Annotated in this window: 17 protein-coding genes; all 17 read left to right on the top strand. The window is 44.8% G+C overall.

Annotated features, from left to right (window positions below):
* The first annotated feature begins 10 nt into the window (after positions 1-10).
* The 17 genes from truB to D1B31_RS16810 all read left to right on the top strand — a co-directional run bounded on the left by truB (position 11) and on the right by D1B31_RS16810 (position 19,395).
* Positions 11-925: a tRNA pseudouridine(55) synthase TruB gene (gene truB / locus D1B31_RS16890; protein WP_118922564.1), complete on the top strand. Its 915-nt coding sequence runs from the start codon at positions 11-13 to the stop codon at positions 923-925.
* 76 nt (positions 926-1,001) lie between these two features.
* Positions 1,002-1,949 (top strand): bifunctional riboflavin kinase/FAD synthetase, encoded by a 948-nt coding sequence (gene ribF / locus D1B31_RS16885; RefSeq protein WP_118922562.1) that lies wholly within the window; start codon positions 1,002-1,004, stop codon positions 1,947-1,949.
* Positions 1,950-2,106: 157 nt separating this feature from the next.
* Positions 2,107-2,376, top strand: coding sequence for a 30S ribosomal protein S15 (gene rpsO, locus D1B31_RS16880; protein WP_118922560.1), 270 nt, complete (start codon positions 2,107-2,109; stop codon positions 2,374-2,376).
* A gap of 165 nt (positions 2,377-2,541) precedes the next feature.
* Positions 2,542-4,659, top strand: coding sequence for a polyribonucleotide nucleotidyltransferase (gene pnp / locus D1B31_RS16875; protein ID WP_118922558.1), 2,118 nt, complete (start codon positions 2,542-2,544; stop codon positions 4,657-4,659).
* Between the two features lie 179 nt (positions 4,660-4,838).
* Complete coding sequence (locus tag D1B31_RS16870; protein ID WP_118922556.1) at positions 4,839-5,792, top strand: polysaccharide deacetylase family protein; 954 nt, start codon at positions 4,839-4,841, stop codon at positions 5,790-5,792.
* Positions 5,793-5,889: 97 nt separating this feature from the next.
* A complete protein-coding gene (locus D1B31_RS16865; protein ID WP_118922554.1) occupies positions 5,890-7,119 on the top strand; it encodes a M16 family metallopeptidase in 1,230 nt (409 codons plus the stop codon).
* Positions 7,120-7,298: 179 nt separating this feature from the next.
* Positions 7,299-7,547 (top strand): YlmC/YmxH family sporulation protein, encoded by a 249-nt coding sequence (locus D1B31_RS16860; RefSeq protein WP_118922552.1) that lies wholly within the window; start codon positions 7,299-7,301, stop codon positions 7,545-7,547.
* A gap of 203 nt (positions 7,548-7,750) precedes the next feature.
* Positions 7,751-8,653, top strand: a complete 903-nt coding sequence (gene dpaA / locus D1B31_RS16855) for a dipicolinic acid synthetase subunit A (RefSeq protein ID WP_118922550.1) — start codon at positions 7,751-7,753, stop codon at positions 8,651-8,653.
* A complete protein-coding gene (gene dpaB, locus D1B31_RS16850; RefSeq protein ID WP_118922548.1) occupies positions 8,650-9,243 on the top strand; it encodes a dipicolinate synthase subunit B in 594 nt (197 codons plus the stop codon). The genes dpaA and dpaB overlap by 4 nt, the downstream gene beginning before the upstream one ends.
* 177 nt (positions 9,244-9,420) lie before the next feature.
* Positions 9,421-10,476, top strand: coding sequence for an aspartate-semialdehyde dehydrogenase (gene asd, locus D1B31_RS16845; RefSeq protein WP_118922545.1), 1,056 nt, complete (start codon positions 9,421-9,423; stop codon positions 10,474-10,476).
* A 26-nt stretch (positions 10,477-10,502) separates the two neighbouring features.
* A complete protein-coding gene (gene dapG / locus D1B31_RS16840) occupies positions 10,503-11,750 on the top strand; it encodes an aspartate kinase (RefSeq protein ID WP_118922543.1) in 1,248 nt (415 codons plus the stop codon).
* A 266-nt stretch (positions 11,751-12,016) separates the two neighbouring features.
* Positions 12,017-12,898, top strand: coding sequence for a 4-hydroxy-tetrahydrodipicolinate synthase (gene dapA / locus D1B31_RS16835; protein WP_118922541.1), 882 nt, complete (start codon positions 12,017-12,019; stop codon positions 12,896-12,898).
* A 216-nt stretch (positions 12,899-13,114) separates the two neighbouring features.
* Positions 13,115-14,782 carry a ribonuclease J gene (locus D1B31_RS16830; protein ID WP_118922539.1) on the top strand — a complete coding sequence of 556 codons (1,668 nt, stop codon included), beginning with the start codon at positions 13,115-13,117 and terminating at the stop codon, positions 14,780-14,782.
* Positions 14,783-14,951: 169 nt separating this feature from the next.
* Complete coding sequence (locus tag D1B31_RS16825; protein WP_142922601.1) at positions 14,952-15,680, top strand: ClpP family protease; 729 nt, start codon at positions 14,952-14,954, stop codon at positions 15,678-15,680.
* Positions 15,677-15,883, top strand: a complete 207-nt coding sequence (locus tag D1B31_RS16820; RefSeq protein WP_118922535.1) for a YlzJ-like family protein — start codon at positions 15,677-15,679, stop codon at positions 15,881-15,883. Before D1B31_RS16825 ends, D1B31_RS16820 begins: the two co-directional genes overlap by 4 nt.
* A 180-nt stretch (positions 15,884-16,063) precedes the next feature.
* The gene (locus D1B31_RS16815; protein ID WP_118922533.1) at positions 16,064-18,403 is read left to right on the top strand and encodes an FtsK/SpoIIIE family DNA translocase; all 2,340 of its coding nucleotides are present in this window, start codon (positions 16,064-16,066) and stop codon (positions 18,401-18,403) included.
* A 266-nt stretch (positions 18,404-18,669) separates the two neighbouring features.
* Positions 18,670-19,395, top strand: a complete 726-nt coding sequence (locus D1B31_RS16810; RefSeq protein ID WP_118922531.1) for a GntR family transcriptional regulator — start codon at positions 18,670-18,672, stop codon at positions 19,393-19,395.
* Position 19,396: the final 1 nt, after the last annotated feature.

Genomic DNA, 19,396 nt, shown 5'->3' with positions numbered 1-19,396 from the left:
AGCAGGTGAAATGGAAGGAATTTTGCCACTATATAAACCAGCAGGCCTTACCTCCCACGACTGTGTCTTTAAACTCCGGAAACTATTAAAGACAAAAAAGGTTGGCCACACAGGCACACTTGACCCTGATGTAACGGGGGTCCTCCCAATCTGCATAGGAAGGGCGACCAAAGTGGCCGAATATATTACCGACGCGGGCAAGGCGTATGAAGGAGAAGTTACTCTTGGAGTTTCAACAGAAACAGAGGATGCTTCTGGAGAGATTATTGAAGAGATAGCCATTAATCGTACCATCACTAGGCAGGAAGTCCTTGATGTGCTTGCCTCACTGACAGGAGAAATTGTCCAAATTCCGCCAATGTATTCGGCTGTAAAAGTGAATGGGAAACGCCTGTATGAGTATGCCCGAAAAGGCGAGGTAATTGAGCGTCCGTCAAGGAAAGTGAATATTTATAAACTCGAATTACTGGATGGCCGGACGGAGTTCAGCGGTGATAAAATAGCTTTCCGGTTTAGGGCGGAATGCAGTAAAGGTACATATATTAGAACTTTGGCCGTCATGATTGGCGAACGGCTTGGTTTTCCAGCCCATATGTCTTCTCTTGTGAGGACCCGATCGGCCTCTTATACCCTAGAGGACTGTTTCCGTTTTAGTGAAATAGAAGAACTCGTTGAGAAAGGTGAAATACTCAATGCTTTAAGGCCGATTGAGTCTGCATTAATGCATTTGCCGAAATACAGGATAAGTGATAAAGTAGCAGAGAAAGTGAAGAATGGCGCGCGACTGCCGCTGCCTGAGCAGTTTGGCAAAGAAGCCGGCCCGATTGCTGTCGAAAATATGGCAGGGGAAGTTCTCGCCATTTATCGTAAACATCCGGACAAAGAAGAGCTGATGAAGCCAGTAAAAGTGCTCCGGATTGAATAGGAAATTTCATAAATACTTTTCCCCTGACATGTATTTTAGCTGGGGAATAGGTTTTTCTCAGGAAAGGTGAACCATTGTGGAAGTAATTAGGCTGGGTTATCCCCATTACAAGGATAAAAATAAATTGCCGGCAACAGCTGCTGCTCTTGGGTATTTTGACGGTGTCCATTTAGGCCATCAAAAAGTCATAGGCAATGCGATGGAAATAGCACGAGAAAAGGGTTTGGAATCAGCGGTTATGACCTTTTATCCCCATCCGAAGGCCGTGCTAGGACAAGTGAAACAGGAAGTAAAACATATTACTCCTCTGCCTGAAAAGATTTCTCTTATTGAACAACTCGGAGTAGATTATTTGTTCATTATTGATTTTTCAACTCAGTTTGCAAGTCTGACTCCTCAGGAATTTGTTGATCAATATATTATCGGGCTGAACATCGTTCATGTTTCTGCTGGTTTTGACTATACTTACGGCCGGATGGGAAAAGGAACGATGGAAACTCTGCCCTTTCATTCAAGGGGAATGTTTTCCTATGCTACTGTCGAAAAATTGGCCAAGGACGAGGAGAAGGTCAGTTCAACAAAAATCAGAGGACTCATTTCCAATGGACTGACAGACGAGGCTAAGGGCCTCTTGGGAAGGCCGTATACAACTGCCGGAATAGTCGCCCATGGAGATAAACGCGGCAGGACAATTGGATTCCCTACAGCAAATATAGAGTTTAATGACCCGTATGTCCTGCCTTCACCAGGAGTATATGCGGTCCGCGTCAGAATCCGCGGAACTTGGTATTATGGGGTCTGTAATGTCGGTTATCGTCCTACATTCGAGATTGATCAACCTAAGCGCTCCTTTGAGGTTCATATTTTCCATTTTAATGATGAAATCTATGGGGAACAGGCAACAATTGAGTGGCACAAACGTTTGAGGGAAGAAAAGAAGTTCTTAGGTATCGAGGAGCTTGTTGCCCAAATCTCGCTGGATAAACAGCGTACCGCGGCATACTTTGGAATAAGCGGGGATTGACCCTTACACCGTAACGAGCAGTTCAATGATAATGCTTGCTTTTTGCAAGAAAAAGATGTATTCTTATAAACGTATTAAAAAGAACCTTTGCTTGGCAAGACGAGTCACCGACGTTTGCTCAGTAAATGGGGATTGAAATTTTAGGAGGTGAACCAGGATGGCAATCACACAAGAACGTAAAAACGAATTGATCAATGAGTTCAAAACTCATGAAAACGACACTGGATCCCCAGAGGTCCAAATCGCTGTCCTTACAGAATCGATTAACAATTTGAACGATCACTTGCGCACACACAAGAAAGATCACCACTCACGCCGTGGTCTTCTGAAAATGGTTGGTAAGCGCCGTAACCTTTTGACTTACCTGCGTAACAATGACGTTCAACGCTACCGTGTGTTAATCAATAAGCTTGGCTTACGTCGATAGTCAAAAAAAGCGGGATTTTTCCCGCTTTTTTGTTAGGTAAAAATATGGCCAAGTCTCTATACATATTTTAAGTTACTTACAATTTGAGCATACTAACATTAATTTGTTATGAAATAAATGAGTTGCATTTTGAATGCATAGAGCCAGAAAGAGGGGAATAACTATATGGAATCAACGAAACAAGAGTTTTCCATGGACTGGGCGGGACGTAAACTGACCGTCGAAACAGGACAGCTTGCAAAGCAGGCGAATGGAGCGGTGCTTGTCCGTTACGGTGATACCGCTGTACTTAGTACCGCAACAGCTTCGAGAGAACCAAGAAACGTCGACTTTTTCCCGTTAACAGTGAACTATGAAGAGCGCCTTTATGCCGTAGGCAAAATTCCTGGTGGCTTCATTAAACGTGAAGGACGCCCAAGTGAAAAAGCGATCCTTGCGAGCCGCCTTATTGATCGTCCGATCAGACCGCTATTTGCGGAAGGTTTCCGGAATGATGTTCAGGTTATTAGTATCGTCATGAGCGTGGACCAGGATTGCCCATCAGATATGGCAGCCATGTTCGGTTCATCTTTGGCATTATGTGTATCCGACATCCCTTTCCAAGGGCCGATAGCCGGTGTTATTGTCGGCAGGGTGGATGGCAAGTTCGTCATCAATCCGACTGTCGAGCAAAGCGAATCGAGTGATATCCACTTGGCTGTTGCGGGGACAAGGGATGCTATAAACATGGTTGAAGCTGGTGCCCAGGAAGTTCCGGAAGAAGTTATGCTTGAAGCGATCATGTTTGGACATGAGGAAATTAAAAAGCTCATCGCGTTCCAGGATGAAATCATTAAGGCATGCGGCAAGGAAAAACGCAAGATTGCTCTTTATGAAGTTGACCAGGATTTAAAGTCAGAAGTACTCGAGCTGTGTGAAAAAGACATGATTGACGCAATCCAGGTACAGGAAAAGCATGCACGCGAAGTAGCCATCAAAGAAGTCAAAGACCGGGTCCTGGATAAATATATTGAACAGGAAGCTACGGATGAAGACCTGAAGCAGGTTAAACAAATATTGGACAATCTTGTTAAAGATGAAGTCCGCCGCCTGATTACAGAAGACAAAGTCCGCCCGGATGGACGGAAACTGGATGAAATTCGCCCACTATCCTCACAGGTTGGTGTTTTGCCGCGTACCCATGGCTCTGGCCTGTTTACACGTGGTCAAACACAGGCCTTAAGTGTTTGTACGCTTGGTGCGATGGGAGACGTCCAAATTCTTGACGGCCTGGGACTGGAAGAAGAAAAACGATTTATGCACCACTATAATTTCCCTCTGTTCTCTGTCGGGGAAACAGGGCCAATCAGGGGACCGGGCCGAAGGGAAATCGGCCATGGCGCGTTGGGTGAAAAAGCGCTTGAACCAGTCATTCCGGCTGAAAAAGACTTCCCTTATACAATCCGCCTTGTTTCTGAGGTGCTTGAATCCAATGGATCAACCTCCCAGGCAAGCATTTGTGCCAGCACTCTGGCTATGATGGATGCAGGTGTCCCTATTAAAGCACCGGTTGCGGGGATTGCAATGGGCCTAATTAAATCAGGTGAAAATTATTCAGTATTGACTGATATCCAGGGGATGGAAGACCACCTTGGCGATATGGACTTTAAAGTTGCCGGAACTTCTAAAGGGGTAACGGCACTGCAGATGGATATTAAAATTGAAGGGCTTTCCCGTGATATCCTTGAGGAAGCACTTCAACAAGCCCAAAAAGGCCGGATGCAAATCCTGGACTCCATGCTCGCAACGATTTCCGAACCAAGGCCACAGCTGTCTAAATATGCTCCTAAGATCTTAATCATGACAATCAATCCTGACAAGATCAGGGATGTTATTGGCCCGAGCGGAAAGCAAATTAATAAAATCATCGAAGAAACCGGTGTAAAAATTGATATCGAGCAGGACGGAACGGTTTTCATTGCTTCTTCCGATGAAGAGATGAACCAAAAAGCAAAGCGGATTATAGAAGATATTGTCCGCGAGGTCGAAGTAGGCGAAATGTATCTCGGTAAGGTAAAAAGAGTTGAAAAGTTTGGCGCGTTCGTCGAGATTTTTGCTGGTAAGGACGGGCTCGTGCATATTTCCGAGCTTGCTGAAGAACGAGTCGGAAAAGTGGAAGATGTTGTTAAGATTGGTGATGAAATGCTCGTAAAGGTTACTGAAATCGACAGACAGGGACGAGTCAATCTTTCCCGTAAAGCCGTTCTAAAAGAACAGCGTGAAAAAGCGGAACAAAACAAGTAATCCTCTTTTCTTCATCCGGATAGTAGGAATTGACAAAAAAACCATTTCGAAGCCAGGGGATACCCTGGCTTTTTTATCTTTGGGCTAAAAGAACCCTCCGAAACATTGCAAGCTGCCTTGAAGGCTTGTTCTATCCCACTTGAGGTAAACATACTGTTTATGGAAGGGAGAAGGATAGGATGAGACGGACTGGCTTTTTTCTTTTTGCAGGTCTTCTTGCAGTTGCTCTAGTGGCGAACCCTTATGTAAGCAGCTATCTTCATACGTTGAAAACTGGCGGGGAGCCGGTTTTAAAGCAGAGTGATCCGTTATACGATAAAATTTCGGTTTCCGCAGCGGAACTTCGCATACCGCCAACAGATGCGAGAATCGATAAAGTATGGAAAGCCATACCAGGTTATAATGGACTCGAAGTAGATATTCCAGCTTCTTATAAAAAAATGAAAACTGTGGGAAAATACACGGAAGCTAAATTGGTTTTTAAGGAAGTAAAGCCAAAGATCCATTTAAAGGACCTTCCGCCCGCACCTGTCTACAGGGGGAACCCTGACAAACCAATGGTTGCCTTTATTGTAAATGTGGCATGGGGAAATGAATATTTGCCCGATATGCTGGCAACGTTGAAAAAACATAACGTTTATGCGAGTTTCTTTCTGGAGGGAAATTGGGTAAAGAAGAATCCCGAACTTGCAAAAATGATTGCCAATGCGGGACACGAAATTGGGAACCATTCTTATTCCCATCCTAATATGAAGAACATTTCTTCTGAAAAGGCGATAGAAGAAATGAAAAAAACAAATGAAGTCATTAAAGCTACCACAGGCATCACTTGTAAATGGTTTGCTCCTCCAAGCGGGGCCTTAGGTACGAATACACCAGAATTGGCCGCAAGCCTTAATATGGGAACAGTCATGTGGACCGCTGATACAATTGACTGGCAAAAACCGAGCCCTGAAACAATCATAAACCGGATTATTCCAAAGGCCGAAAAAGGAACCATTGTCCTTATGCATCCTACAGAACCTACTGCGAAGGCACTTGAAAGAATGATTGTATCTATTAAAGAAAAGAAACTTAAAATAGCCCCCATTTCAGAATTGCTTTCAGAAAAGAGGGCCGGGGGTATAGAATAAGAATGGGAAATATAGTTGGAATTTGGAGAAATCCCATTAAACATGTAAAATGATTTCAGAACAGCCGCAGCAGTTGTCCAAGAACAGGAGGATTTCGATGATTAACAAGTATACTTGCCAAAATGGAGTAAGAATTGTTTTGGAAAATATCCCGACGGTTCGATCCGTTGCAATAGGAGTATGGATAGGTACAGGATCCAGGAATGAGGGGCCTGTAAACAATGGAATTTCTCATTTTCTGGAGCATATGTTCTTTAAGGGAACAAAAACACGCTCAGCCCGCGAAATTGCCGAATCCTTCGACAGTATCGGAGGGCAGGTAAATGCATTTACTTCCAAGGAATATACCTGCTATTATGCAAAGGTACTCGATACCCACGCAGATTTTGCGCTGGAAATCCTTTCCGACATGTTTTTTAATTCGACTTTCGATAGTGAAGAACTAAAGAAGGAAAAAAACGTTGTTTTAGAAGAAATTAAAATGTATGAGGATACCCCTGATGATATCGTGCATGATATCTTAAGCCAGGCCGTATATGAAGAGCATCCGCTTGGGTACCCGATCCTTGGGACAGAGGAAACGCTTGAAACTTTTACAAGTGAAAAGCTTCAAGAATATATCTATAACCATTATACTCCTGGCAATGTGGTCATCTCGATTGCAGGGAATATTGAAGACTCTTTTATTAGCAAGGTTGAAAAGCAGTTTGGTTCATATGAAGGAGGGAACGGGGCGGCTGTGGAAGAAAAGCCTTTTTTCCATGCCAACCGCCTTTCAAGGAAAAAAGAAACGGAACAAGCTCATCTCTGTATTGGCTTTGAAGGGTTACAAGTAGGCCACGACGATATTTACAACCTCATCGTCCTGAATAATGTATTAGGAGGAAGCATGAGCAGCCGGCTGTTCCAGGAAGTCCGTGAACAAAGGGGCCTTGCCTATTCTGTGTTCTCGTACCATTCTGCTTATCAGGACAGCGGCATCGTGACCATTTACGGTGGGACAGGTGCCCGCCAGCTCGACCTTCTGTACGAGACAATCCAGGATACACTTGATACTTTGAAGCGGGATGGAATCACGGACAAGGAGCTTAACAACAGTAAAGAACAGCTAAAGGGCAGCCTGATGCTTAGCCTTGAAAGCACAAACAGCCGGATGAGCCGGAACGGGAAAAACGAATTAATCCTAAAACGGCACCGATCTCTCGATGAAATAATTGATTTAATTGATCGTGTGACTAAACCAGGTGTTGATGAACTGGCGAACAGAATTTTTACAGACCATTACTCCCTTGCCCTCATCAGCCCGGACGGCACTCTTCCAAAATAAAACGTTTTAATTTGAAAATGGCTGTCGCTTTTGCGGCAGCTTTATTTTGTAGAGCGAGTAACACCATATGCTTTATTCGAGTTTTGGAGCCACTAACCAATCCTCTGTCCTAATTCACTTAGTCTATTTCCGCCCAAAGGAAGATAAACTATACAAAGGAGATAGGGGGAGGGAGTTCATTGAGGCTAAGTGAGTTAAGCGGGAAAGAAATCGTCGATGTGAAAAGAGCTGAACGGCTTGGAGTACTTGGACAGACAGATTTGGAAATCAATGAGCAGACAGGGCAAATACAGGCTCTGCTGATTCCGTCATTGAAATGGTTCGGGCTCCGCAAGCAGGGGGAAGAAATCCGTGTGCAATGGAAGCATATAAAAAAAATTGGTGCAGATATGATTATTATCGATTTACCGGGAAGTGAATTTGAGTAAACAGGCAGTTATGGACTTTCATTGGATAGTGTGGGATTTTGACATCCGATAAAAAAATACACGGAATATAACGGCATCCGCCTTCAAAAACGGCGGGTGCCTTTTTCTTTTTCACCGAAGTCCGCTATTGCACATAAAATGTTAAGTAGCTTGAAGACTTGGTCAAAAGGTATGATTTTGTAAAAAAGAAGGTGAACGGTTTCATGCTGACAGGGATGCAGATAGCCATTATCGGCGGTGATGCGAGGCAGCTTGAGATAATCAGGAAACTGGCCGAGCTGGATGCGAAGCTTTCACTGTTCGGATTCGAACAATTGGATCATGCTTTTACAGGAACGCACAAAGAAAAGATATTTGAGGCAGATTTCTCTGGAATAGATGCGATTATTTTGCCTGTTTCGGGAACCAGCCTTGAAGGCCACGTAGAAACGATTTTTTCAAATGAACAGGTTATTTTGACTGCAGACATAATTGCAAAAACGCCTGAAACATGCACGATCTACTCGGGTATCAGCAATTCTTACTTGACAGGGATTGCAAAGCAGGCAAAGCGGAAGCTTGTGCAGCTTTTTGAACGGGATGATGTTGCGATATACAACTCGATTCCAACTGTTGAAGGAACCATAATGATGGCGATCCAGCATACAGACTTCACGATCCACGGATCCAAAGTGGCCGTACTTGGGTTAGGAAGGACTGGAATGAGTGTAGCCAGAGCTTTCTCTGCTCTAGGCGCAAAGGTCAAGGTTGGCGCGAGAAAGAGTGAATATTTGGCGAGAGTTACTGAAATGGCACTCCAGCCATTCCATTTATCCGAAATTGAAAAGGAATTATGTGATGTAGATATTGTGATTAATACGATTCCTCATCCGATTGTTACGGCTTCAGTTATTTCGAAAATGGCCGCACACACTTTAATCATTGACCTCGCTTCGAAACCTGGGGGAACAGATTTCCGCTATGCAGAAAAACGGGGGATAAAGGCGTTATTGGCCCCTGGATTGCCGGGGATTGTCGCACCAAAAACAGCTGGGCGGATTTTAGCGAATGTTCTCTCGCAATTACTGCAGGGAGACCTAAAAAACCGAAAGGGGAAAGCAATATGAGTCTAAAAGGGAAAAGAATCGGTTTTGGGCTGACAGGGTCACATTGTACGTATGATGCCGTCTATCCGGAAATCAAGCGGCTTGTAGAAGAAGGAGCTGATGTTGTCCCCATCGTCACTTTCACGGTAAAAAACACAGAAACCCGCTTTGGCAAGGGGGAAGACTGGATTGAAAGAATCGAAACACTGACAGGGAAAACAGTCATTGATTCAATTGTAAAAGCTGAGCCTCTCGGTCCCAAAGAACCGCTTGACTGCATGGTCATTGCCCCGATGACAGGCGCATCGATGAGCAAGTTCGCAAACGCAATCAATGACTCGCCGGTACTGATGGCAGCTAAGGCAACGCTAAGGAACCAAAAGCCCGTCGTACTTGGGATCTCGACCAATGATGCTCTCGGACTGAATGGAGTCAATCTTATGAGGCTTATGGCTTCGAAAAACATCTATTTTATTCCATTCGGGCAGGATGATCCAACTAACAAGCCGAACTCCATGGTCGCAAGAATGACGCTGCTAAAAGAATCAGTAGAATTCGCCATACAAGGAGTCCAACTACAGCCAGTTCTAGTTGAACGGTATTTAGATTAAGGAAAGGTCCTGGTTACCAAATGGTTAGTGTGTTTTTCGCTATGAGATTATGATAGAATGTTTAAAAGTTTGTCGGCGGGCATGTCCCGCTGATATACTTTAAAAGGGACGTTAACTGTTCCGAAAAAGTGAAAGATCATCATCGTACGCTTTTTAAACGGGAAGGAGCATTCAAAAATGAACGATCAAAATGGATTAACTATCGCAGTAGTCGGCGCAACAGGTGCTGTTGGCCAGCAAATAATTGAAACTCTTATGAAACGGGACTTTCCGTATAAAAAGCTTGTCTTGCTATCATCAGCCCGCTCTGCGGGAAAGAAAGTCAATGTGGGTGGAAATGAACTTATAATACAAGAAGCAAGGCCTGAGAGCTTTGACGGGATAGATATTGCCTTGTTCAGCGCAGGAGGAAGCGTATCGATGGAACTCGCTCCGGAGGCTGCAAAACGCGGGGCCATCGTCATTGATAATACGAGTGCTTTCCGGATGGATCCGGATGTTCCGCTCGTGGTACCTGAGGTAAACGAAGAGGATGTCCGCTCCCATAAAGGAATTATTGCAAATCCGAATTGCTCGACCATTCAGATGGTTGTCGCATTGGAACCAGTCCGCAAGAAATACGGCCTGAAAAAGATTATCGTGTCCACTTATCAGGCAGTCTCAGGTGCGGGGAATGCGGCGATTGAGGAACTCGAACTTGAAACACGCGCACTGATTGATGGGAAACCATATGAACCGAAAGTGCTCCCTGTGAAAACAGGAGAAAAGCATTATCAAATTGCATTCAATGCGATACCGCAAATCGATAAATTTGAAGATAATGGGTATACATTTGAAGAATTGAAAATGATGAACGAAACAAAGAAAATCATGCACGATTCAAATCTTCACGTTGCTGCTACTTGTGTCAGGCTTCCGATTGAGACGGGCCATTCAGAATCTATTTATTTTGAAATAGAATCAGACGATGTGACTGCGGACTCGATTAAGGAGCTTTTGAAAGAAGCGCCTGGAGTTGTCCTCCAGGATGATCCCGCCAATCAAGTTTATCCAATGCCTGCTGATTGTGTTGGCAAAAAAGATGTGTTTGTCGGAAGGATTCGAAAGGATTTGGATAACAACAAAGGTTTCCATATGTGGGTTGTGTCAGACAATCTACAAAAAGGCGCTGCATGGAACACCGTCCAAATTGCTGAGAGCCTCGTCAACTTAGGCGTTGTCAAGAAGAAATAAACAGAAACCAGTTTTGGGGTGCTTGAATGAAAGTCATAGTCCAGAAGTTTGGCGGTACATCCGTCAGAAATGAAGAGAGCAGGCAGAATGCAAAAAAACATATAGAAAATGCCCTTTTAGAAGGCTATAAGGTAATCGTTGTCGTATCGGCGATGGGCCGAAAAGGCGATTCGTATGCGACGGATACATTATTATCATTAATTGAAAAAAGTTACGGAAAAATCAGCAGGCGGGAGATTGATATGCTGATGTCCTGCGGTGAGATTATTTCCAGCATTGTATTTACGTCACTTTTGCTTGAATCAGGTATTAAGGCTGTTGCCCTTAATGGAGCCCAGGCAGGATTTCGGACAAATGATGACCATACAAATGCGAAAATAATGGAAATGCAGTGTGGCAGGCTCCTCGAGGAACTGGAAGAGGCAGATGTGGCTATTGTGGCAGGATTCCAGGGAATAGCCGAAAATGGTGATGTCACCACCATCGGAAGGGGAGGAAGCGATGTGTCAGCCGCCGCTATTGGGGCTGCCCTTAACGCGGAATGGATTGATATTTTTACAGATGTAGAAGGAATTATGACAGCAGATCCGCGCATCGCCGAAAATGCGCGGCCGTTGCCGATTGTCACCTATACAGAGGTCTGTAATTTGGCCTATCAGGGAGCCAAGGTCATCCATCCGCGCGCAGTTGAAATTGCCATGCAGGCAAAAGTCCCAATGCGCATCCGTTCCACCTATTCCGAGGGGCAAGGCACGCTTGTCACTGGCCAGTCGAAATCTGGTGCGGGAATTGATGTAAATGAACGGCCAGTGACTGGAATTGCCCATGTCCCACATGTAACGCAAATAAAGGTTTTTGCCAAGAAGGACCAATATAATTTGCAGTCAGAAGTCTTCAAGGCCATGGCAAATGAAAAAATCTCGGTAGACTTTATTAACATCTCTCCTAATGGGGTGGTGTACACGGTATCCGAAGATTCAGCTGACAAAGCAATCTCGGTATTAAACAGCCTTGGCCATGAACCTTCTGTTGAAAGGGCATGCGCCAAAGTATCGGTCGTCGGCGCAGGAATGGCGGGGGTTCCCGGAGTCACCGCGAAAATTGTGACCGCACTGGCGGGCCAAGGAATTCGGATCCTTCAATCTGCGGACAGCCATACAACCATCTGGGTGCTCGTAAAACAGGAGGACTTAGTCAAAGCCGTCAATGCACTGCACGACGCATTCGAGCTTGAAAACGAAACAGCAGAACCGTACAGATCAGATTATTACTAACGCTTTTTCCAAACACACTCAGCCGGCAGGTGCCGAGCCTGCCAAATCATTCAGGCTTTGTTAAAGGAGAAGGGTGATTTTAAACTACGTTGATTGGAGCGTAGGGCACCGACTCCGGAGGGATCTAGCGGCAAGGCGGTGACCCCACAGGCGTTTTATGCGCCGAGGAGGCTCCACAGTCGCCCCGCGGAAAGCGTCTGCCCGTAGTGGAAATCAACAGCCAAATTTAACAGAGCCACCAATTAAAAGGACGGGTGATAAAGAAAATGATTAATTTTGGAAGAATCTCGACAGCAATGGTAACCCCTTTTGACAAAAAAGGCCATATCGATTTTCAGAAAACAACTCAGTTAATTAACCACTTAATTGACAATGGGACAGACTCTTTGGTAATAGCAGGAACTACCGGTGAATCACCAACAATGTCAAAGGAAGAAAAGCTCGCCCTGTTCGCGCATGCAGTCAAAACAGCTGCCGGAAGGATTCCTGTGATCGCTGGAACAGGTAGCAACAATACCTACGAATCCATTGAAATGACGAAGAAGGCTGAACAACTTGGCGTGGATGCTGTTATGGTAGTTGCCCCTTATTACAATAAACCGAACCAGGAAGGGCTTTACCAACATTTTAAGGCAGTGGCTGAATCAACTTCATTGCCAATCATGGTCTACAATATTCCAGGCAGGGCATCAGTCAATATTTCCCCGGATACAATCATCCGCCTGTCCCAAATCCCGAATATCATCGCTGTAAAAGAAGCGAGCGGAGACTTGAACGCAATGACCAAAATCATCGCAAATACTCCGGATGACTTTATTTTATACAGCGGGGATGATGGATTAACACTGCCAGTTCTTTCAATTGGCGGGTATGGCATCGTATCCGTTGCCTCCCATGTCATTGGCAAAGAAATGCAGGAAATGGTTCAGGCCTTTTTTATGAACGACACAGGACGCGCGGCAAAGCTTCATCAGGAACTGCTACCGGTCATGCTTGGTCTTTTTACGGCACCTAGCCCTGCTCCAGTAAAGACAGCATTGCAGCTAAAAGGGCTTGATGTTGGATCAGTGAGGCTTCCGCTTGTTCCTTTAAATGCTGAAGAACGTGCAACATTATCATCCGTTTTAGGCATCCATCAGCCATCGTAATCGGTACAAAGACAATTCCAGTGAATACATCAGCAGCAGGCATGATGACAGCCTGCTGCTTTTTTTGCCGGCCAGAAAGATTGTTTAGTTCAGCCAAGTGAATTTTATGATTTCAAGGGGGTAAAGGGTATAGGGTTGTAAAGATTTTCCGCATTCAAGTATAATGATGATAACTGATCTAGAGTCGGGCTAAATCATCGTAGGAGGAAACAGAAATTGCGAAAGAAAAAGAATAAGTCAATTAGAATCATCGCCCTTGGGGGAGTGGGAGAAATAGGAAAGAATATGTTCCTGTGCGAGGTGGACAGGGATATCTATGTCATGGATGCGGGCTTAATGTTCCCCGAGGATGAAATGCTTGGCATCGACATTGTGATTCCTGACATCTCTTATTTGCTTGACAATAAAGAAAGGGTAAAAGCCGTCTTTCTTAGCCATGGGCATGAAGACCATATCGGTGCGCTATCCTATCTGCTCCGCCAAGTGAACGTACCTGTTTATGGCACCGAGTTCACTTTAGCGCTTGCTACCGCCAAGCTAAAGGAACAAGAATTTAAAAGCAATGCGGAGTTTATTGAAATTACTTCAGACTCAGTCATTGATCTAGGAAGCGCAACTGCTTCATTCTTTAAAACGAACCATAGCATTCCCGGGTCAGTGGGAATATGCATCAATACATCCGAGGGAGCAATTGTCTACACTGGGGATTTCAAATTTGATCAGGGTGCCACAGAATTGTACAGGCCCGAAATCGGCAAAATGGCAGCAATCGGCGAGCAGGGGGTCCTTTGCCTGCTCTCAGATAGTACTGAAGCTGAAAAACCGGGTTATACCGTTTCAGAAGCCATTGTCGCCAGGGAAATGTGTGATACATTTTATAGCGCTCCCGGACGGATTATTGCCGCATGCTTCGCCTCGGATATAAACCGGGTACAGCATGTTTTTGATGCTGCAAGGGAAACAGGCAGAAAGGTCGCTGTCGTAGGCAAAAGCCTTGAGCGTATTTATCATATTGCAGTGGAGCTTGGGTATTTGGAGATCGGTGAAGACTTAATTGTGCCGGCCGGTGAAATCGGCCGGCTCCCTGACAAAGAAATCGTTGTCCTTATGACCGGGTCACAGGGTGAGCCAATTGAAGGTCTTCAGAAAATGGCAAGAAAATCCCACCGCCAATTGAATATTAAAGAAGGAGATACTGTCCTTATAGCTGCCTCCACTCTAAGGGGAAGCGAGCTTTTTCTCGCAAAAACGGTCGATATGCTCCTCCGTGCCGGAGCGAATGTGGTATCCAATAGGAAAACGATTCATGTTTCGAGCCATGGCAGCCAGGAAGAATTAAAATTTATGATCAACCTGATGAGGCCGAAACTTTTTATTCCGGTACACGGGGAATACCGGATGTTGAAGGCGCATGAGAAAATTGCCAGAGACTGCGGTCTATCAAGAGAGCAGATTTACATTCCCGACAATGGGGAAGTTGTTGAAATTAAAGATGAGAAATTTGTGCCTGGCGGTAAGGTACCTTCCGGCAATACCCTGATTGACGGAATTGGCGTTGGGGATGTTGGAAATATTGTCCTCCGTGACCGCCGATTGCTATCACAGGATGGGACATTGATTGTTGTAGTGACGTTGTCGAGAAAGGAACGGAAAATCCTGGCGGGCCCAGAAATTATCTCTCGCGGGTTCGTTTACGTACGCGAATCAGAAAAACTGATGGAGGAATCAGGAAAGTTGGTCAGGGATATTGTTGAAAAAAATATCTCCCGTGACTTCTTTGATTGGTCAAGTTTAAAGCAGGACATCAGAGATGATCTGAACAAATATCTTTACGAGAGAACGAAAAGGCGTCCAATGATTTTGCCTATTATCATGGAAGCATAAACATACAAGTGGTCACCCTTGTATCTAACTTTCCGAGTTTATCTTGAGCACCAGCATCTGCTGGTGCTTTTTCCTATTCAGTTACATGAATTTCCTTCCGTGGTTTCATACTAACCGTATAAACTGAAGGGAGAAGGTTGTCATGGACCAAACCAATCCAAATGGAAGAATGGCGGATCCGGATGAAGGGAACGAGGAAAAAGAGGAGAAAAGATCTTCCGGACTAATTGAGAAAATCCAGCAATTAGGGGTAACAAATGTCCCCCAGCTGTCAAGTGACTCACGAATCCATTGTATGACGATAGTTGGCCAGATTGAAGGTCATCTCGCCCTGCCCCCGCAGAACAAGACGACTAAATATGAGCATATTATCCCGCAATTGGTCGCAATAGAGCAAAATCCGAAAATTGAGGGGCTTCTGGTCATATTAAACACTGTCGGGGGGGACGTAGAAGCAGGCCTCGCAATTTCAGAAATGCTGGCATCCCTGTCTAAACCAACCGTATCAATCGTCCTTGGCGGTGGACATTCAATAGGAGTTCCGATTGCAGTATCCTGCGACTATAGTTTTATTGCAGAAACAGCGACAATGACCATTCACCCCATTCGGTTAACCGGGCTTGTAATCGGGGTCCCGGCAACATTTGAATATCTTGATAAAATGCAGGAGCGGGTCGTCAAATTTGTCACAAGCCATTCAAATATTCCTGCTGAGACCTTTAAAGACCTTATGTTTGCAAAAGGGAATCTGACACGGGATATTGGAACGAATGTTGTTGGCGTCGATGCAGTTGCCACAGGCTTGATTGATGAGGTTGGCGGGCTTGGAGTGGCAATGAGGAAGCTAAATGAGTTAATCGAGTTGCAAAAGACTGAAAAAGAAGTGTTGATTCAATGATTCTATACACGATGATGCCTGAGGAGCTAATTTATCCCCCTGTGGACAGTTTGAACGCCGACCGACAAATCATTCAAGTAGACGGGGTGCCTTTGGAGGCGGAGCAAGACGGTCAAGGGTATACGATTGTCAGAATACTAAGTACAGATCCCGCCCATTTCATGGATAGCCGATTCATGCCGGGTTCGAAAATTTCCGGTTAAGAGAAAGTCCATTGTATGCATGGTTTATGTTATAATCAGTTTACGGTTTAAGAGATAAGGCGGTTTGCATGTAGTTACTTACTGTGAATGGCCGTTGGAGAAAGCAGCCGGAGGGCTGCTTCTTCTATTTATATTTGGCGGCAATTTAGCAATCGCCCAATATACATACAAGGTGATAATATGGCAAAAAGAAAAAGAAGACAGGCACGAAAAAAAGAAAGTCAATTACTATCTACAATTAAATACGAGCTTACCGGGTTAATTTTGCTGGCCTTATCGGTCATCTCGATGGCTGAGTTGGGAGCAGTCGGAAAAGGAGTATCGATGTTTTTCCAATTCTGGCTCGGGGAATGGAGCATGGCAGGGATGGCAGGGTTGCTCCTCTTCAGTATCGTTTTAATGTGGAAAAGGGCATTACCTGCTCTGTTTCCGGCAAAGCTAGTTGGGGTTTATCTTATTCTTACTGCTTTGCTTATCCTTAGCCATATGACCCTATTTGGGCTTTTGGCGCAAAATGGCCTTTTTGAGAATCCGAGTGTCATTGCGAATACATGGACACTTTTTTGGGATGAGGTTAAAGGCAGGCCAGGTCTGGATGATTTAGGCGGCGGTATGATTGGGGCTGTCTTGTTCGCGATGTTCCACTACTTATTTGCGGAAACAGGGACTAAAATTATTGCAGGCCTGCTCATAGCTTGTGGTCTCATTCTCTTAACAGGGAAAACATTCGGTGAAGTACTCGGTAAACTATTCTCGTTTTTTGCAAAAACGTATACTTCACAGTTAGAGGCATTTAAAGCAGATTTTGCCGAGTGGAAAGAAAAAAGAAAAAAACAGCGTAAAAAGCAAAAACAGAAAAAAACAGAGATTGCGACAGCAAAAAAACAGCCAATCGACAATGAAGAAGCAGAGACTCCTGTTGTTGAAATACCGCAAGAGCCCTCCCAACCGGAACCGATTATATCTAGCTTTGCAGATAAAGCCTATCATTCAATGGATGGAACCGCACCTGAAGAAAAAGAGGAACTACCAAGAGGGGGGAGCGGCGAAGAGGAAATTACCCCTCCGATTACATTTACTGAGGTAGAGAACAAGTCTTATGAGCTTCCGCCCCTAAGTCTCCTAAAGCCTCCTGGGAAATCCGACCAGAGTGGTGAATACGAATTGATCCACGCAAATGCTGCCAAGCTGGAGCGTACTTTCCATAGCTTTGGGGTGAAAGCAAGGGTTACCCAAGTCCATCTCGGACCGGCTGTGACCAAATATGAGGTACATCCGGATGTAGGGGTTAAAGTCAGTAAAATTGTCAGCCTGCACGATGATTTGGCCCTCGCCCTTGCAGCAAAGGATATTAGGATAGAGGCGCCGATTCCTGGGAAATCAGCAATTGGCATCGAGGTGCCAAACTCTAAAGTCGCAATGGTTTCTCTTAGGGAAGTATTGGAGTCATCGCAAAACGACCGGCCGGAATCCAAGCTTCTTATTGGGCTTGGCAGGGACATTACAGGCGAAGCTGTTTTGGCAGAATTGAATAAAATGCCCCATCTACTGGTCGCCGGCGCGACAGGGAGCGGAAAAAGTGTGTGCATAAACGGTATCATCACAAGCCTTCTCATGCGGGCAAAACCGCATGAAGTAAAATTGATGATGATTGACCCTAAAATGGTTGAGTTGAATGTATACAACGGCGTTCCTCATTTGCTCGCTCCAGTCGTAACTGACGCAAAAAAAGCCTCACAGGCATTAAAGAAAGTCGTCAATGAAATGGAAAGAAGATATGAACTGTTTTCATTTACTGGCACACGGAACATAGAAGGCTACAACGATCATATCCGCCGACACAATGCCGAGGAAAATGAAAAACAGCCATTGCTTCCGTTTATCGTTGTAATTGTTGATGAGCTCGCAGACTTAATGATGGTTGCTTCCTCTGATGTGGAAGATTCAATTACGAGGCTTGCACAAATGGCAAGAGCAGCGGGAATTCATTTAATCATCGCTACCCAGAGGCCTTCTGTTGATGTTATTACCGGGGTTATTAAAGCCAATATCCCATCGAGAATTGCATTCGCCGTATCTTCCATGACGGATTCAAGGACTATCCTTGATATGGGCGGCGCGGAAAAGCTACTCGGCCGTGGAGATATGCTCTTCCTTCCAGTTGGAGAGTCCAAGCCGATTAGGGTCCAAGGTGCGTTTCTTTCAGACGAAGAGGTAGAAGAGACAGTCGATTTTGTCATCTCACAGCAAAAAGCCCAGTACCAGGAGGAAATGATTCCGGATGACATCCAAGAGGTAACTGGAGAAGTGGAAGATGAACTATATGATGATGCTGTGGAATTAATTGTAGAAATGCAGACTGCATCCGTTTCCATGCTCCAAAGGAGGTTCAGGATCGGCTATACAAGGGCTGCGAGGCTGATAGATGAAATGGAAGCCCGTGGAGTTGTTGGGCCATATGAAGGCAGCAAACCAAGGACTGTACTCATAGCAAAACAAAAAGAAGAAGCGGGATCATAATAATAATTCCTTAAAGGAGCCGGTTTTCCGGCTCTTTTTTCTATTACTTGCTCCTGCTAGGTCATACCAAAGTGATAGAATAGGAGCTTTTACCTATTTTTGAGCATTTTTTTGGAACTTAGACAAGGAAAAATCAGAAAAGTCAACAAAAAAATTGCTGAACAGACTATTTATTTATGGAATAAAAAGTGTTATAGTATTGTCGATTAGTAGGAATGATAATACATCAGATGTCTGATGTCTCAGAAAACCCTGGAGGATGAAGAATGTCTATTAAATCTGATAGCCGTCACTTGTATTTACAAGTAATCGATCGGTTAAAGCAAGATATTGAAGAAGGCGTTTACAAGGAGAGAGAAAAACTACCTTCGGAATTTGATCTTGCCAAGCAACTTGGGGTAAGCAGGGCGACTCTTCGGGAAGCTCTTCGCATACTGGAAGAAGAAAACGTTATCATTCGCCGGCATGGCGTAGGTACGTTTGTTAATGCGAAGCCGCTGTTTACTTCAGGGATCGAACAGTTAAATAGTGTGACGGATATGATTTTGCAGGCAGGAATGAATCCAGGAACTATCTTTCTGAGTTCATCAACACAGTTTCCTGGAGAGGAGGACATTCGCCGCTTTTCAGCATCCAAGGAAGAAGGGATTGTTGTAACCGAAAGGGTCAGAACGGCCAACGGGGAACCAGTTGTCTACTGTGTAGACAAAGTTCCTGTAAACATTTTGCCAGAAGGGTTCTCCCATCAAGAGGAATCACTCTTTAGTATTTTGGAGGGTCAGGCTGGCAGGAGGATTACATATGCCGTGACACAAATTGAGCCACTCGGTTACCATGATAAGGTTTCCCCGATACTTGAATGCGAGCCTGAAACAGCGCTTCTTGTCCTGAAGCAGCTTCATTTCGATGAGGCTGATGAACCAATCCTCTATTCGGTGAATTATTTTAAAGCCGATAAATTCAGTTTCCGTGTTCTTAGGAAACGACCTTAAT

The organism is Neobacillus notoginsengisoli (assembly GCF_003515685.1).
Lineage (GTDB): Bacteria > Bacillota > Bacilli > Bacillales > Cytobacillaceae > Bacillus_D > Bacillus_D notoginsengisoli.
The sequence above is the reverse complement of the archived record's forward strand: the minus strand, read 5'-3'. Positions and strand labels throughout refer to the sequence as shown.

Coding starts and splice junctions, on each gene's coding strand:
- D1B31_RS16870 (WP_118922556.1), top strand. CDS start 4,839: ATGAGACGGACTGGCTTTTTTCTTTTTGCAGGTCTTCTTGCAGTTGCT.
- D1B31_RS16865 (WP_118922554.1), top strand. CDS start 5,890: ATGATTAACAAGTATACTTGCCAAAATGGAGTAAGAATTGTTTTGGAA.
- D1B31_RS16810 (WP_118922531.1), top strand. CDS start 18,670: ATGTCTATTAAATCTGATAGCCGTCACTTGTATTTACAAGTAATCGAT.
- dpaB (WP_118922548.1), top strand. CDS start 8,650: ATGAGTCTAAAAGGGAAAAGAATCGGTTTTGGGCTGACAGGGTCACAT.
- dapA (WP_118922541.1), top strand. CDS start 12,017: ATGATTAATTTTGGAAGAATCTCGACAGCAATGGTAACCCCTTTTGAC.
- dpaA (WP_118922550.1), top strand. CDS start 7,751: ATGCTGACAGGGATGCAGATAGCCATTATCGGCGGTGATGCGAGGCAG.
- dapG (WP_118922543.1), top strand. CDS start 10,503: ATGAAAGTCATAGTCCAGAAGTTTGGCGGTACATCCGTCAGAAATGAA.
- D1B31_RS16815 (WP_118922533.1), top strand. CDS start 16,064: ATGGCAAAAAGAAAAAGAAGACAGGCACGAAAAAAAGAAAGTCAATTA.
- D1B31_RS16820 (WP_118922535.1), top strand. CDS start 15,677: ATGATTCTATACACGATGATGCCTGAGGAGCTAATTTATCCCCCTGTG.
- truB (WP_118922564.1), top strand. CDS start 11: ATGGAAGGAATTTTGCCACTATATAAACCAGCAGGCCTTACCTCCCAC.
- D1B31_RS16825 (WP_142922601.1), top strand. CDS start 14,952: ATGGCGGATCCGGATGAAGGGAACGAGGAAAAAGAGGAGAAAAGATCT.
- pnp (WP_118922558.1), top strand. CDS start 2,542: ATGGAATCAACGAAACAAGAGTTTTCCATGGACTGGGCGGGACGTAAA.
- asd (WP_118922545.1), top strand. CDS start 9,421: ATGAACGATCAAAATGGATTAACTATCGCAGTAGTCGGCGCAACAGGT.
- rpsO (WP_118922560.1), top strand. CDS start 2,107: ATGGCAATCACACAAGAACGTAAAAACGAATTGATCAATGAGTTCAAA.